The sequence below is a fragment of the Agrobacterium leguminum genome (assembly GCF_005144435.2).
In the GTDB taxonomy this organism is placed as follows: Bacteria; Pseudomonadota; Alphaproteobacteria; order Rhizobiales; family Rhizobiaceae; genus Agrobacterium; species Agrobacterium leguminum.
In genome coordinates this window covers 2,211,881-2,226,749 of the sequence record NZ_CP120211.1, presented here as the reverse complement: position 1 = coordinate 2,226,749, position 14,869 = coordinate 2,211,881, and the positions used below count along the sequence as shown (strand labels likewise).

At 59.4% G+C, this 14,869-nt stretch carries 14 protein-coding genes; 7 read left to right on the top strand and 7 right to left on the bottom strand.

Annotated elements, in window-relative coordinates:
- Positions 1-7 precede the first annotated feature (7 nt).
- The 4 genes from CFBP4996_RS10900 to CFBP4996_RS10885 form a co-directional block, all read right to left on the bottom strand.
- Positions 8-946, bottom strand: a complete 939-nt coding sequence (locus CFBP4996_RS10900; protein WP_059755090.1) for a carbohydrate ABC transporter permease — start codon at positions 944-946, stop codon at positions 8-10.
- Positions 946-2,277: an ABC transporter substrate-binding protein gene (locus CFBP4996_RS10895; protein WP_080850917.1), complete on the bottom strand. Its 1,332-nt coding sequence runs from the start codon at positions 2,275-2,277 to the stop codon at positions 946-948. Before CFBP4996_RS10895 ends, CFBP4996_RS10900 begins: the two co-directional genes overlap by 1 nt.
- Before the next feature lie 105 nt (positions 2,278-2,382).
- On the bottom strand, positions 2,383-3,039 hold the full coding sequence (locus tag CFBP4996_RS10890) for a GntR family transcriptional regulator (protein WP_065655581.1): 657 nt from the start codon (positions 3,037-3,039) through the stop codon (positions 2,383-2,385).
- 21 nt (positions 3,040-3,060) lie between these two features.
- Positions 3,061-3,945: a dihydrodipicolinate synthase family protein gene (locus CFBP4996_RS10885; protein ID WP_080850920.1), complete on the bottom strand. Its 885-nt coding sequence runs from the start codon at positions 3,943-3,945 to the stop codon at positions 3,061-3,063.
- Positions 3,946-4,252: 307 nt separating this feature from the next.
- On the opposite strand from CFBP4996_RS10885, the gene CFBP4996_RS10880 reads away from it, so the two are divergent.
- The 7 genes from CFBP4996_RS10880 to rutF all read left to right on the top strand — a co-directional run bounded on the left by CFBP4996_RS10880 (position 4,253) and on the right by rutF (position 9,529).
- Positions 4,253-4,864 carry a biliverdin-producing heme oxygenase gene (locus tag CFBP4996_RS10880; protein WP_080850922.1) on the top strand — a complete coding sequence of 204 codons (612 nt, stop codon included), beginning with the start codon at positions 4,253-4,255 and terminating at the stop codon, positions 4,862-4,864.
- 461 nt (positions 4,865-5,325) lie between these two features.
- A complete protein-coding gene (gene rutA / locus CFBP4996_RS10875; protein ID WP_080850924.1) occupies positions 5,326-6,417 on the top strand; it encodes a pyrimidine utilization protein A in 1,092 nt (363 codons plus the stop codon).
- On the top strand, positions 6,414-7,154 hold the full coding sequence (gene rutB / locus CFBP4996_RS10870) for a pyrimidine utilization protein B (RefSeq protein ID WP_003492071.1): 741 nt from the start codon (positions 6,414-6,416) through the stop codon (positions 7,152-7,154). The genes rutA and rutB overlap by 4 nt, the downstream gene beginning before the upstream one ends.
- Before the next feature lie 25 nt (positions 7,155-7,179).
- The gene (gene rutC / locus CFBP4996_RS10865) at positions 7,180-7,566 is read left to right on the top strand and encodes a pyrimidine utilization protein C (RefSeq protein WP_003492069.1); all 387 of its coding nucleotides are present in this window, start codon (positions 7,180-7,182) and stop codon (positions 7,564-7,566) included.
- Between the two features lie 13 nt (positions 7,567-7,579).
- Positions 7,580-8,371 (top strand): pyrimidine utilization protein D, encoded by a 792-nt coding sequence (rutD, locus tag CFBP4996_RS10860; protein WP_162935814.1) that lies wholly within the window; start codon positions 7,580-7,582, stop codon positions 8,369-8,371.
- Between the two features lie 16 nt (positions 8,372-8,387).
- Positions 8,388-8,978, top strand: coding sequence for a malonic semialdehyde reductase (locus CFBP4996_RS10855; protein ID WP_059760057.1), 591 nt, complete (start codon positions 8,388-8,390; stop codon positions 8,976-8,978).
- 26 nt (positions 8,979-9,004) lie between these two features.
- Complete coding sequence (rutF, locus tag CFBP4996_RS10850) at positions 9,005-9,529, top strand: NADH-dependent FMN reductase RutF (protein ID WP_059760055.1); 525 nt, start codon at positions 9,005-9,007, stop codon at positions 9,527-9,529.
- Between the two features lie 69 nt (positions 9,530-9,598).
- Here rutF and CFBP4996_RS10845 read toward each other — a convergent pair whose 3' ends face one another.
- The 3 genes from CFBP4996_RS10845 to CFBP4996_RS10835 all read right to left on the bottom strand — a co-directional run bounded on the left by CFBP4996_RS10845 (position 9,599) and on the right by CFBP4996_RS10835 (position 14,719).
- Positions 9,599-11,044, bottom strand: coding sequence for an NAD(P)(+) transhydrogenase (Re/Si-specific) subunit beta (locus CFBP4996_RS10845; RefSeq protein ID WP_003522629.1), 1,446 nt, complete (start codon positions 11,042-11,044; stop codon positions 9,599-9,601).
- 19 nt (positions 11,045-11,063) lie between these two features.
- Positions 11,064-12,638 carry a Re/Si-specific NAD(P)(+) transhydrogenase subunit alpha gene (locus tag CFBP4996_RS10840; RefSeq protein ID WP_080850926.1) on the bottom strand — a complete coding sequence of 525 codons (1,575 nt, stop codon included), beginning with the start codon at positions 12,636-12,638 and terminating at the stop codon, positions 11,064-11,066.
- Positions 12,639-12,835: 197 nt separating this feature from the next.
- On the bottom strand, positions 12,836-14,719 hold the full coding sequence (locus CFBP4996_RS10835; RefSeq protein ID WP_162935815.1) for an MFS transporter: 1,884 nt from the start codon (positions 14,717-14,719) through the stop codon (positions 12,836-12,838).
- Positions 14,720-14,869: the final 150 nt, after the last annotated feature.

Below are 14,869 nucleotides of genomic sequence, written 5' to 3'. Positions count from 1 at the left end.
GCAGACATCAGCGATCCTCCATCTCGTTCCATTGCGAACGCTGGCGCACCATCAAAAGCACGAAGGAGAGCGCCACGATGATGATGAAGAAGACGACGGCCATGGCGGAGCCGTAACCGATGTCGTAATAGGCAAATGCCGTATTGTAGAGATAGATATTGATGGTTTCGGACGCCGTGCCGGGTCCGCCTTGAGTCATCGCATAGATGATGTCGAAGCTTTTGACGGCGTCGATAGAGCGGATGATGACGGCGATCATCAGGAACGGCGCGATCATCGGCATGGTCAGATAACGGAACTTCTGCCAGGCATTGGCGCCGTCGATTTCGGCGCTCTCATAGGGCTCGCGCGGCACGGCAGCGAGACCACCGAGCACGATCAGCATGACGAGCGGCGTCCATTGCCAGGTCTCCACCAGCACCAGCGAAGGAATGACGGTAGACTGGTTGTAAATCCATTCCAGCGGGCCGATGCCGACGAAGGAGAGCAGATAGTTCAGGACGCCGAGCTGCGGGTGGAACATCATGGTCCAGACGAGCGCGATGGCGACCGGGGTCGCCATCATCGGCATGACGAAGACGCCACGCAGGAAACCGCGCAGCGGAAATTGCGCATCGAAAACCAGCGCCGCCAATGTTCCGAGGAATAGTGGGGCGACGACCGACAGCACGGTATAGATGAGCGTGTGCCAGAGCGATTCCCAGAACCGGGCGTCGCTGGCGAGCCGGATGTAGTTCTCGAAACCGATAAAGCTCTGCTCCTGTCCGAGCGTCCAGCGATGTGCGCTCATCCATAGGGTGAACACCCATGGAAAAACGATTACCGCCGAAATGACGACAAGTGCCGGTATGACAAAGGGCCAGTAGTTGGGAGCAAGTCTTGCCGGCCTGCTCCCTTCTTTACGACTGACGCCTGTTTTGGTGTTTTCGATGCTCACGGAGGCCATTATCCCTCGCTACGCGCCAGAACGGGTGCGAACTGTTCCGTCGCCTTCTTGAGTTCGGCCGCCGGGTCTGCGCCGCCGATCATGTTGGTGAGGCCGACGCCGTAGATGTCGCGGAATTCCGTCACCGGAATGATGACGGGCAGCGCAAGCTGCGAGACCTTGCCGGAACCGACAACGGCATCCAGCCAGGCAGCCGGCATCTTCACGCCTTCGCGCACCTTCTGGTCTTCGAGGATGGACTGGCGGAACGGAACGCCGGCACCGGCCTGCAGGAGACGCGCACCCATTTCATGCGAAATCGCCCATTGGCAGAAGAGATAGGCAGCTTCCTTCTTGCTGCTGGCTTCGACGACACCGAGACCATCGCCGAAGGTGCCGGCGGCCTGGGTTGCCGGGCCCTTCGGCATGACGCCGTAACCCACCTTGCCGACGACGCGGGATTTTTCCGGGTTCTCGATTGGCGGTGCAAAACCGACGCCATCGAACCACATGCCGATCTTGCCCTGCAGGAAGGCCGATTGCGCTTCCGCCCAGTTGAAGCCGGAGACGCCGGGAGGGGCGGCTTTGGTCATCAGGCGCTGGTAAAGCGCTGCCGCTTCCACCGCTTCCTTGGATTCGGTGTCGATTTTTCCGTCTGCGCTGATCGGCTTTGCGCCGTAACCCAGCATCAGCGAGGTCCAGACGGGAGTATTGGCGTTCTTCAGGCCACGGGCGACGAAACCATAGGTGTTGGTGGCGGGATCGGTGATCTTTTCCGCCGCCGTTACCAGTTCCTCGAAGGTTTCAGGGTATTTCAGGCCCTTGGCCTCGAAGAGTTCCTTGTTCCAGTAAACGATCCAGTAATCCACCGAGAAGGGCAGCGAGCGCAGCACGCCATCGCTATCCTTGGCAAACAACATGCCGGCTTCGGCGAAATCCTTTTCGACGAGCGACGGATCGGTAAGCGACGGATCCTTGAGGAAGCCGCTGATATCGGCCAGCCACTTGCCCTTTTCGAACTGGCGCTTCTGGACGTGATAGCTCAGATGCACGACGTCGAAGCTCGGCTTGCCGGAAGAAAGCTCGATGACGACCTTCTGGCGCTGCTGCTGTTCAGGCGTTGCCTCGGCATTGACCTTGATGCCGGTCAGCTCTTCGAATTCGCCGAGATATTTGATCAGCGTTTCGCTGCGCGGGCTTTTGACGAGATTGACCTCAAGCGTGGTGCCGGCGTGTTTTTTCCAGTTCACCGCTGCCGATGCCGGGCGAATGCCGAGCATCGCGCCGCCGCCAAGCGCCGCCGTGCCTGCCAGAAAGGCGCGACGCGTGGGGTTGAGCAATGAATGCGTCATGTCAGTTCTCCTCCAGATTAGCCGGAAATTCTCCTCACCCCGGCTTGTTGCTTATTTTCATGCAATCCCGGCGCAGAACCCTCTTCAGTCCCTGCCGGCATTGCCCTAAACCGCCAGCGCCCTGTCCCTTGCGTTGCGGATATGGGCGGTCAGCCGCTCCACGGCGTCTTCGACGGATCGCCTCTCGATGGCCTCGAGAATGGCGAGATGTTCCTTCATCACCGACTTCACATGGCCGGCAATGCGGAAGCGCTCCTGATTGATAAGGCGCATCTTGATGGAGTTGACCCGGTAGGCGTTCGAGATGATCGAATTGCCGAGCGCATCGATGAAGGCATCGTGCATGCCCCAGTCCACCTGCTGCGCATGCTCGTCCAGTTCCGGCGATTCCCCGCCATTTTCAGCCGCTTCGGCAATATCGCGATGCTGTTTTAAAAGCTTTGCGATGGCCTCGTCGGAGGCCGAGCGGGTAAAGAGCGCGACAGCCTCCTTTTCGAGAAAGATGCGGAACTGGAACGCCTCGCGGATGAGGTTGATGTCGATATGGGCGACCTGCAACCCCCGTTGCGGCACGGTCTTGATAAGGCCTTCCGCCTCCAGCCGCGGAATGGCCTCCCGGATCGCCCCCAGCGGTAGACCCGTCAATTCCACGAGGCGGCGTTGCGAGATGAATTGTCCCGGGCGAACGTCGCGCGAGAGAAGGTGATGCGTAAAGCTCTCATACGCCCGTTCCCGCAATGTCTGTTCGCCGGTATCTTCCATGCTCAACCTTTCAAGGTCTGTTCAGGCGGCCTGCCTGCGAAACAGCGCATCGAACGCGCCTTCGATCTGCCGCCGGTCTTCAGCCGAAATGGCGACGAGCGGCGCGCGTACATCCGCCCAGATATTTTCCCCTGTCGTGTGTGATACCAGCACCTTGACCGCTGGCGTAACCGGAAATTTCAGAAGTTCCACAACAAGATCTTCGACGCGCTTGTCGTCCTTGCCGTCAACGGCCATCGCGCGGACTTCCTGTGTCAGGAAATTGGCGACACCGGAGATCGCGCCCTGACCGCCGAGGCGAACACCCTTCGCCAGATCGCGCTCATCGCCGATCAGGATGGTGAGATCGCCATGTTCTTTCAGCAGGCGCTCGGTATGGCTCCAGTTGCCGGAGGAATCCTTGACGCCGGTGACGATGCCGGGGAATGCCTTTTTCAGCCGTCCAACCAGCTCGACCGACAATGTCACCATGGTCACGGAAGGAATGTTGTAGACGAGAATGTCGCGAGCGTCCTTGCCGATCTTTTCGAACACCGCCGAGAACCAGGCAAACAGGCCGTCATCGCCGACATTCTTGAAATAGGAGGGTGGAGCAAGAAGAATATTGCGGGCGCCGGCCTTCAGGGCCTCTGCCGATTGGTCGGCCGCGTCCTCGATGGAGTCCACCAGAACGCCGGTGACCAGACGGGAAGGCGCAACGCCGGCCTCGATGAAGCGGGAAAGAATGACCTGCCGTTCACGGCTGCCGACGGAGCATCCTTCGCCCGTGGTGCCGAAGAGTGTCACGCTGTCGCAGCCATTTGCGAGGCAGCGTCGGGCATGGGCGATCATGGCGTCGATATCGACCGTTCCGTCCTTTTTGAAAGGGGTGGTCAGGGCTGCCGAAAGGCCAAATTTCTGGGTCAAGTAAGATGCTCCTCGAAGGTGATTGCGCATTGATAACGCTCTGACATGTTAGTTGTAAAGAGGTAATTGCAGTTTGATTGTTCGGAAGATGGGAATCGAGGAATTCGCTTCGTCGTGCGTTGAGCGGCAACGCTGCGAGGCGTTGGGATGGAGGGGTTGTACAGGGGCAGGGGAGGCTGCTTTACCGTGGCGACAGCGGGCTTATGCTCTTTGCAGGGCGAGCGGATAAATGCGAAAATAAAATTTGACTGTTGGAGTAAAGATTTTTATCAGCAATCTGAATATTAGGGATAAAGGGACCATCATCATGACCATTGCGGAGCCGTCAGCGCCTGTAGCAGACATTGAGCAGAGCCGCGTCAAGCGCCTGAAAGCTGCGACGCGCGGCGCGCATGGCGATCTCGATGCCTTCATCATGGCATCGAAGCCGTTCGAGAGCCGGGAGAATTTCGGCAAATTCGTGGAAACGCAATATCTTTTCCATCGTGACCTCGATGTCTTCTTTTCCAATGCGACGCTCGATGGCCTGCTTCCCGATCTCAAGGGCCGCCGCCGTCTCTCCATGATCGAACAGGACCTCGCCGATCTCGGTCTTCCCATTCCCGAAACGGCCGAGCCGCGCTTTACCGGTGAAACGCCGTTCGATCTGCCCGAGGCCATGGGTTGGCTTTATGTGGTTGAAGGCTCCAATCTGGGCGCTGCTTTCCTGCTGAAAGATGCGGCCAAGCTTGGTCTGAATGAAGACTTCGGCGCGCGCCATCTGGCCGGCGCTCCGGAAGGACGCGGCCTGCACTGGCGCACTTTCACCGCCGCGCTCGATGAGATTTCGCTGACGGTTGAAGAGGAAGAGCGGGTCATCGCCGGTGCGGAAGCTGCTTTCCGGGCCGTGCATGCCTATGCGCGGCAGCGCCTCGTCTGAGATTTCGGCATAGCTTTGCGATTGTTGTCCTCATCGCGCGGACGTGTCCAGTTGCAGGTGTGTGTTCGATTGAGTCGTAAAATCCCTGCGCCGTCACCCCGGATTTGATCCGGGGTCCGGTGCGATCAAGTCCTTGATCGCGAAAGGCTCCTCTCACGGCGCGGACGCGCCGTGGCTGGATGCCGGCTCAAGGCCGGCATGACGGAGGAGAGGGTTTCGGATGCCGTTCAGCGCTCCAAGACCGATATAAGAGCCACCCATTCCCCGCAGATTGCGTTCGATATTTGCCGAATAAACAGGCAAATAATTTTATCAAATGATAAAATTTTTATCTTTTGGTAAAAATAATTTGCCTCCAAAATTTTATCCATTTGATAAAATTATTTTATTTGGTCTGGCACAGAACCTGCTACTCTTTTGCCAAGTCAGGAGATACCTGATGCAAAAAAGGGAACAGCAAGATGGAAGTTGGTGTTTTTATCCCGATCGGGAACAATGGTTGGCTGCTGTCAGAAAACGCGCCGCAATACAAACCGAGCTTCGACCTGAACAAGGCCATCACGTTGAAGGCAGAGCAATATGGTTTCGATTTCGCGCTGTCGATGATCAAGCTGCGCGGCTTTGGCGGCAAAACCGAATTCTGGGACTATAATCTGGAATCCTTCACGCTGATGGCGGGCCTTGCCGCCGTCACCTCCAAGATCAAGCTCTTCGGCACGGCCGCTACGCTGGTCATGCCACCGGCCATCGTCGCTCGCATGGCGACGACCATCGATTCCATTTCCGGCGGCCGTTTCGGCATCAATCTTATTACCGGCTGGCAGCGGCCGGAATACAGCCAGATGGGGCTTTGGCCGGGCGACGATTATTTCGGTGACCGCTACGAATATCTCGGCGAATATACGACAGTCCTCAAGGAATTGCTGACCGAGGGCCAGTCGGACTACAAGGGCAAGTTCTTCCAAATGGAGGATTGCCGCATGAAGCCGGTGCCGCAGGGCGACGTCAAACTCATCTGCGCCGGCTCTTCCAATTCCGGCATGGCGTTTTCGGCCAAATTCGCCGATTACAGCTTCTGCTTCGGCGTCGGCGTCAATACGCCGAAGGCCTTCGCGCCCACCAATGAGCGGCTGCTGGCGGCAACGGAAAAGACTGGCCGCGAGGTTAAATCCGTCGTGTTGACGATGGTGCTTGCCGAGGAAAAATCCGAGGATGCCTGGGCGAAATGGGAGCATTACAAGGCCGGTGCGGATGAGGATGCGATCAAGTGGCTCGGCCTGCAAAGCGCTGTCGATACCAAATCCGGTTCCGACACCAATGTCCGGCACATGTCCAATCCCGTCTCGGCGGTCAACATCAACATGGGAACGCTGATCGGCTCCTATGAGGAAGTGGCGGCCATGCTGGACGAGATGAGCGAAGTGCCGGGAACGGGCGGCGTGATGCTGACCTTTGATGATTTCCTCGAAGGCGTCGAGAAATTCGGCAAATATGTGCAGCCGCTGATGAAGAGCCGCGCGCATGTTCAGGCTGCACTGGAGGCTGCGGAATGAGTGAAGCCGTCGTGGCGGGTTACAAGGGGCCGGAAAGCCGTTCGGAAAGCGTGACGCTTCCCGCCCGGCCGGAGCCGATCACCCTGAAACCCAGCGAGACCGCCGTTGTCGTGGTCGACATGCAGAACGCCTATTCGACCGAGGGCGGTTATGTCGATCTGGCCGGTTTCGATATTTCCGGGGCCAAGGGCACCATCGCCAACATCAAGAAGACGCTGGACGCCGCACGGGCGGCGGGCGTTCAGGTCATTTATTTCCAGAATGGCTGGGACAAAGACTATGTCGAGGCGGGCGGGCCGGGTTCGCCCAACTGGCACAAGTCCAACGCCCTGAAGACCATGCGCAAAAGGCCGGAGTTGCAGGGCCAGCTTCTGGCAAAGGGCACGTGGGACTATGCCATTGTCGACGAGCTGCAGCCGCAGCCCGGCGATATTCTGGTGCCGAAGACGCGTTACAGCGGTTTCTTCAATACCAATATGGACAGCGTGTTGCGCGCCCGCGGCATCCGCAATCTGGTCTTCGTCGGTATCGCCACCAATGTCTGCGTGGAAAGCTCGCTGCGCGACGCCTTCCATCTCGAATATTTCGGGGTGATGCTGGAGGATGCCACGCATCATCTGGGCCCGGACTATATCCAGCAGGCGACTGTCTACAATGTCGAGAAATTTTTCGGCTGGGTCGCCACCGTCAATGATTTCTGCGGCGTCATCTCGCAGGCCGCGCCGGTCAGCGCTTGATATCCAACCACAAGAGGAGAACGAAATGCCGAAGAAGATCGTCGTGCCCGCCGGCACCAGCAAACCCATCGCTCCCTTTTCGCCGGGAACCCTTGCCGATGGCGTGGTTTATGTTTCCGGTACGCTGCCTTTCGACAAGGACAATAATGTCGTGCATGTGGGCGATGCCAGCGCGCAGACCCGCCATGTTCTGGAGACCATCAAGTCCGTCATCGAGACCGCCGGCGGCACGATGGAGGACGTGACGATGAACCACATCTTCATCACCGACTGGGCGAATTATCAGGCCGTCAACACGGTCTATGCCGAATATTTCCCCGGCGACAAGCCGGCGCGTTATTGCATCCAGTGCGGCCTCGTCAAGCCTGACGCGCTGGTGGAAATCGCCACTGTCGCCCATATCGGCAAATAGGGCGAAACGGCAGATGATGCATTTCGAGGTTCATGGCCGGACGGATATTGAGGCGCCCGCCATCCTGCTATCGTCAGGGCTTGGCGGATCGGGCGCCTATTGGACGCCGCAGATCGAAGCCCTTTCCGATCATTTCCGGATCGTCACCTACGACCATCGCGGAACCGGCAGGACCGGCGGCGAGGCCGCGCCGGAGGGTGGCATATCGGCGATGGCGGATGATGTGCTGGAAATCGTCTCGGCGCTGAAGCTCGAAAAATTCCACTTCATGGGTCATGCGCTTGGCGGTCTGATCGGTCTCGATATCGCGCTGCGCCAGCCCGGTCTCATCGACAGGCTTGTTCTGATCAATGCCTGGAGCAAGGCCGATCCGCATTCCGGGCGCTGCTTCGATGTGCGGATCGAGCTTCTGGAGAAATCCGGCGTCGAGGCTTTCGTCAAAGCCCAGCCGCTGTTTCTCTATCCGGCCGCGTGGATGTCAGAACATCAGGAGCGGCTGGCGCGGGACGATGCCCATGGCGTCGCCCATTTTCAGGGCAGGGCGAATGTGCTTCGGCGCATCGCGGCGCTGAGGGCCTTCGATGTGGATACCCGCCTCGGCGAGATCGGCAATCCGGTTCTGGTGGTGGGCACGAAAGACGATCTTCTGGTGCCCTACACCCGCTCCCTGCGTCTCGCTGAGGGTTTGCCGCAGGGCGAACTCTGCCTTCTCGATTTCGGGGCGCATGCGGTCAATATTACCGAAGCTGACCTTTTCAACGCTCGGCTTTTGCAGTTTCTGCTACCGGCAACACGAACATTCTGACGGGATTTTTAAGACAATGACCACAGCACTCGACGACAAGGCACTTGCAGCACTTTTCACCGCGGCCCGCACCCATAATGGCTGGGCTGACAAGCCGGTCGGCGACGAGACGCTGAGAGAGCTTTACGATCTGACGAAGATGGGTCCGACCTCGGCCAATTGCTCGCCGGGGCGTTTCGTGTTCGTGCGTAGCCAGGAAGCGAAAGAAAAACTGCGGCCGGCGCTTTCTTCGGGCAATCTTGAAAAGACCATGGCAGCACCCGTCACCGTGATCGCTGCCATCGACCGCGAATTTTACGAAAAACTGCCGATGCTGTTTCCGCATGCCGATGCCCGTTCGTGGTTCACCTCCAGCCCGGCCGTGGCCGAAGAGACGGCCTTCCGCAATGCCACGCTGCAGGCGGGTTATCTCATCCTGGCAGCCCGCTCGTTGGGACTGGATACCGGAGCGATGTCCGGTTTCGACAAAGGCAAGGTGGATGCGGCGTTTTTCGCAGGCACGACGTGGAAGTCCAATTTCCTGATCAATCTCGGCTATGGCGATCCGTCGAAGCTTTTCGGACGGTTGCCCCGCCTTGGCTTCGAAGACGCCTGTGTGCTGGCTTGATGGCCTGTTAAGGAAGGATGGGTTAGATGCAGATGATGTCTCTTGAAAAGGAAGCGGAAATGGAGACGAAGACTGCACAGCAGCGCAGCCTCGATTATAGAAACGCCATGGCGCGGCTCGGTGCGGCGGTCAATATCGTCACCACGGACGGGGCGGCAGGCCGTGCAGGCTTTGCAGCGACGGCGGTTTGCAGCGTTTCCGACAACCCGCCCACGCTTCTTATCTGCCTCAACCGCAATTCTTCCGCTTACAGGGTGGTGAAGGCCAATGGCGTCGTCTGCGTTAACACGCTCGCCGCCCATCACGAGGTGCTGAGTACGCTTTTCGGCGGCAAGACGCCGGCGGAAGAGCGTTTCGCCGCCGGGAGCTGGGGTGTGCTCGAAACCGGCGCTCCGGTTCTGGAGGACGCGCTTGTCTCTTTCGACTGCCGCATCCGCGAGGCGCATGACGGCGGCACGCATGATATTCTGATCTGCGATGTCGTTGATATGAAGATCAATGCGGGCGATGAGGCGCTGATGTATTTCAACCGGCGTTACCGGGTGCTTTGATCCAGCGGGAGTTTTCCCTGTCGGAATGTAGAAAGGGCGTTTCCGGTTTCCCGGAAACGCCCTTTTCATTTACTTGATCAGCGGTAGAAGATCGTTGATCGATTTCTTGGCGTCGCCGTAGAACATGCGGGTATTGTCCTTGTAGAACAGCGGGTTCTCGATGCCGGAGTAACCCGTTCCCTGGCCGCGCTTGGAGACGATGACCAGTTTGGACTTCCACACTTCCAGAACCGGCATGCCGGCAATCGGCGAGTTCGGATCGTCCTGGGCGGCCGGATTGACGATGTCGTTGGAGCCGATGACGATGACGACGTCGGTATTGGGGAAGTCGTCGTTGATCTCGTCCATTTCCAGCACGATGTCGTAGGGCACCTTGGCTTCGGCCAGCAGCACGTTCATATGGCCGGGAAGACGGCCTGCCACCGGGTGGATGGCAAAGCGCACGGTCTTGCCGTCGGCGCGCAGCTTGCGGGTCAGTTCGGAGACCGCGGCCTGCGCCTGCGCCACCGCCATGCCGTAACCTGGAACGATGATGACGCTGTCGGCGTCATTCAGCGCTGCGGCCACGCCTTCGGCGTCGATCGCCACCTGCTCGCCCTCGATTTCCATCGCCGGACCTGTCGTACCGCCGAAGCCGCCGAGGATGACCGAGATGAAGGAGCGGTTCATCGCCTTGCACATGATGTAGGAGAGGATCGCACCCGAGGAGCCGACCAGCGCACCGGTGACGATCAGCAGATCGTTGCCGAGCGTAAAGCCGATTGCCGCCGCCGCCCAGCCGGAATAGCTGTTCAGCATCGAAACGACGACAGGCATGTCGGCGCCGCCGATGCCCATGATCAAGTGATAACCGATGAAGAAGGCGGCCAGTGTCATCAGCACCAGCGTCCATGCGCCCGCGCCGTTGCAATACATGATGAGCAGCACGAGCGACAGGATCGCAGCGCCGGCATTGAGCAGATGTCCGCCCGGCAGCTTCTTCGCCTTGCCGTCCACCTTGCCGGCAAGCTTGCCGAAGGCGACGACCGAACCGGTGAAGGTGACCGCGCCGATGAAGACGCCGAGGAAGACCTCGACCTTCATGATCGCCAGTTCCACCGGTGTCTTGTGGGCGAGAATGGCGGAAAAGCCCGTCAACAGCGAACGCGCGGTCTCATCGAGCGAGGCGACATGCGCTTCCTCGATATGGGCGTTGAAGCCGATGAAGACGGCGGCAAGGCCGACGAAGGAGTGAAGGGCTGCAACAAGCTGCGGCATTTCGGTCATCTGCACGCGGCTTGCGACGAAATAGCCGAGAACGGAGCCGCCCGCCAGCATCAGCAGCACCACGAGCCACTGCCCGACGCCCTTGCTGATCTCAGGGCCGAAGACGGTGGCGACAATGGCGAGACCCATGCCGACAATGCCGTACCAGACGGCGCGTTTGGCGCTTTCCTGTCCGGAAAGGCCACCAAGAGAAAGGATGAAAAGAACGGCTGCGGCAACATAGGCCGCGGAAACGATACCAATGGTCATTGAATGTCCCCTACACGGCTCAGGACTTCTGGAACATGGCGAGCATGCGCCGTGTCACGAGGAAACCGCCGACGATGTTGATCGTCGCGATCAGGACGGAAAGCGAGGCGAGGATCACCACCAGCCAGTTGCCGGAACCGATCTGCAGCAATGCGCCGATGATGACGATGCCGGAAATCGCGTTCGTCACCGCCATCAGCGGCGTGTGCAGCGAGTGGCTGACATTCCAGATGACCTGGAAACCGACGAAGCAGGCCAGCACGAAAACGATGAAGTGGCTCATGAAGCTTGCCGGCGCGAAAGCGCCCACCAGAAGCAGGATCGCCGTACCGACGGCGAGCAGGCCAACCTGGCTTTTCGTCTGCGCCTTGAAGTCCGCATGTTCCTTGGCATGCTTTTCCTCAGGCGTAAGTTCTTTTGCTCTTTCCTTCGGCTTCTGCGCGGCAATCGCCTGAATTTTCGGCGGCGGCGGGGGGAAGGTAATTTCACCCTGATAGGTGACCGTCGCGCCACGGATGACATCGTCTTCCATGTTGTGAACTGGCTTGCCGTCCTTGGCGGGCGTCAGATCGGTCATCATGTGACGGATGTTGGTGGAATAGAGCGTCGAGGCCTGTGTGGCCATGCGGCTCGGGAAGTCCGTGTAGCCGATGACGATGACGCCATTGTCGGAAACGACACGCTGGTCGGGAACCGTGAGGTCGCAATTGCCGCCGCGCTCGGCGGCGAGGTCGATGATGACCGAACCCGGCTTCATCATCGCCACCATGTCGGCGAGCCAGAGTTTCGGGGCGTCACGGCCCGGGATCAGCGCCGTGGTGATGACGATATCGATCTGCGGTGCAAGCTCGCGGAATTTCTCCAGTTGCTTCTCGCGGAATTCCGGCGAGGAGGGAGCGGCGTAACCGCCGGTGGCGGCGCCGTCCTGCTGCTGATCGGCGAAATCGAGATAGACGAATTCCGCGCCCATGGATTCGATCTGTTCGGCCACTTCCGGGCGAACATCGAAGGCATAGGTAATGGCGCCGAGCGATGTGGCCGTGCCGATGGCGGCAAGACCGGCAACACCTGCGCCGATGACCAGCACCTTGGCGGGCGGCACCTTGCCGGCGGCGGTGACCTGACCGGTGAAGAAGCGGCCGAAATTATTGCCGGCCTCGATTACCGCACGATAACCGGCGATATTGGCCATGGAGGACAGGGCGTCCATTTTCTGGGCGCGGGAAATGCGCGGCACCATGTCCATGGCGATGACATTTGCGCCCTTTTCCTTCGCCTGCTCCAGAAGGTCCTTGTTCTGGGCGGGATAGAAGAACGAGATCAGCGTCTTGTCCGAAGACAGGCGATCAATCTCCGACGTTTCCGGCGGACGAACCTTGGCGATGATGTCGGAACCGGCGTAAAGCGCATCGGCGCTGTCGACGATCGTCACACCGGCTGCGCGATAGGCGTCGTCGGAAAAACCCGCCGCCTTGCCTGCACCGGTTTCAAGAATGCAATCATATCCGAGTTTCTGCAATGCCTGGGCGCTGTCGGGCGTCATGCCGACGCGCGCCTCGCCCTCATATAATTCCTTAGGTGTCCCGATTCTCAAAATGGCTCTCCCTCTGCCTGATAATATAGGGGGGTCATAACCTATTCAGGGGGGCTTTGTCTCCATATTGATTTTGTCTTGCCTGCGACGGAATGACAGCCCGCTGCGACAGTCTTGTTCGATATGCGGACGTACCGCGCAATAAAAGAACCCGGCGCTTCAGCGCCGGGTTCCGAAAATGTCGAACAGGGTATGGCTCAATCCATGGCGTGGATATCGCGATCCTTGGTTTCCGGCAGGAACAGCAGGCCGACGACCAGCGTGATGCCCGCGAAGATGATCGGGTACCAGAGGCCGTAATAGATGTCGCCCTTCGCCGCGCTCATCGCAAAGGCGGTGGCGGGCAGAAGGCCGCCGAACCAGCCGTTGCCGATGTGGTATGGCAGCGACATGCCGGAGTAGCGGATGCGGGTCGGGAACAGTTCGACCAGCAGGGCCGCGATCGGGCCGTAGACCATCGTCACGTAGATGACGAGGACGGTCAGAACCGCGATGATGACGACCCAGTTCACGGCGGCCGGATTGGCCACCATGGAGAAGGTGCCGCCGCCGGCTACGGTGTAGACGGCCATTTCCGCGGCACCAGCGGCTTCTGCCGGTGTCAGCAGCTTGTCCGCCACCAGCTTGTCGGTCGCGACCATCTTCTTGTCGGCAGCGCGAACGGCCTCCGCATTGAGGTTAAGCTCCGGGTTTGCGGCAATGAAGGCATCCAGTTTCGCGTCCGGCACCTGCGCCGCGCCGCGCACCAGCGGGTAGCCGCCATCGTGAAGCGCCATGTTGACCTGCTTCTGGAAGGCCTTGTCCTTGGCTGCCGCATCCGCGCCGGCGGCGGCCGCGTCGTAGCTGGCGATGGTCGCATCGCCGATCTTGATGCTGGCCGGCTGGCCGGCTGCTCCTGCAACCACGTCATAGGGAACGGAGTTGCGCGTCAGGAACGAGGTGGCGATATCGCAGGATGTGGTGAACTTCGCCGTGCCGGTCGGGTTGAACTGGAACTTGCAGTCGCCGGGGGCAGCGGTCACGGTGGCGCGAACGCTGGACTGGGCTTGTGCCAGCGCCGGGTTGCCGGCCCATGTCAGTGCCTTGAACAGCGGGAAGTAGGTCAGCATGGCAAGGATGAGACCGGCCATGATGATCGGCTTGCGGCCGATCTTGTCGGAAAGCCAGCCGAAGATGACGAAGAAGCTGGTGCCGAGGATGAGTGCCGCCGCCACCATGATGTTGGCGGACTGGCCGTCGACCTTCAGAATGCTCTGCAGGAAGAACAGCGCGTAGAACTGGCCCGTATACCAGACAACGGCCTGGCCGATGACGGCGCCGACAAGCGCGATGAGCGCGATCTTGGCGTTTTTCCACTGGCCGAAGGCTTCGCTGAGCGGCGCCTTGGATGTCTTGCCTTCTTCCTTCATCTTCTTGAAGGCGGGGGATTCATTCATTTTCAGACGAATCCAGACCGATACGCCGAGCAGCAGAACGGAAACGAGGAAGGGAATGCGCCAGCCCCAGGCGGCGAAGGCTTCCTTGCCGAGTGCGAACTGCACGCCGAGAATGACCACCAGCGACAGGAACAGGCCGAGCGTCGCCGTCGTCTGGATCCACGAGGTGTAATAGCCCCTGCGGCCGTTCGGCGCATGTTCGGCGACGTAAGTTGCCGCACCGCCATATTCACCGCCAAGCGCCAGACCCTGCAGCATGCGCAGAACGATCAGGATGATCGGAGCGGCAATGCCGATCTGCGATGCGCCGGGCAGGACGCCGACGAGGAAGGTCGAAACGCCCATGATGAGGATGGTGATGAGGAAGGTATATTTGCGGCCGACAATGTCGCCCAGACGGCCGAATACCAGCGCGCCGAAGGGGCGCACGAGGAAGCCGGCGGCGAAGGCCAGCAGCGCAAAGATGTTGCGTGTCGTTTCCGGATATTGGCTGAAGAAGTTCGCGCCGATATAGATCGCGAGCGAGCCGTACAGATAAAAATCGTACCATTCGAAGACTGTTCCGAGAGAAGAGGCGAAAATCACCTTCTTCTCTTCACCCGTCATTGGACGGGCGGCGCCGCTCACGGCTGCAATATCTGCCATTGTCTGTCCTCCACAGATGTCCCAATTGGCGCATTGCGGAGCCCATCTCTCTCCTCCGGACTCCCCATAAGGGTGCAATGCGCGGAGTGTCAGAGTGACAGAAAATTAACTGCAATAAGAGCGATGCTTTCGGATTATGACTTTAGTCTA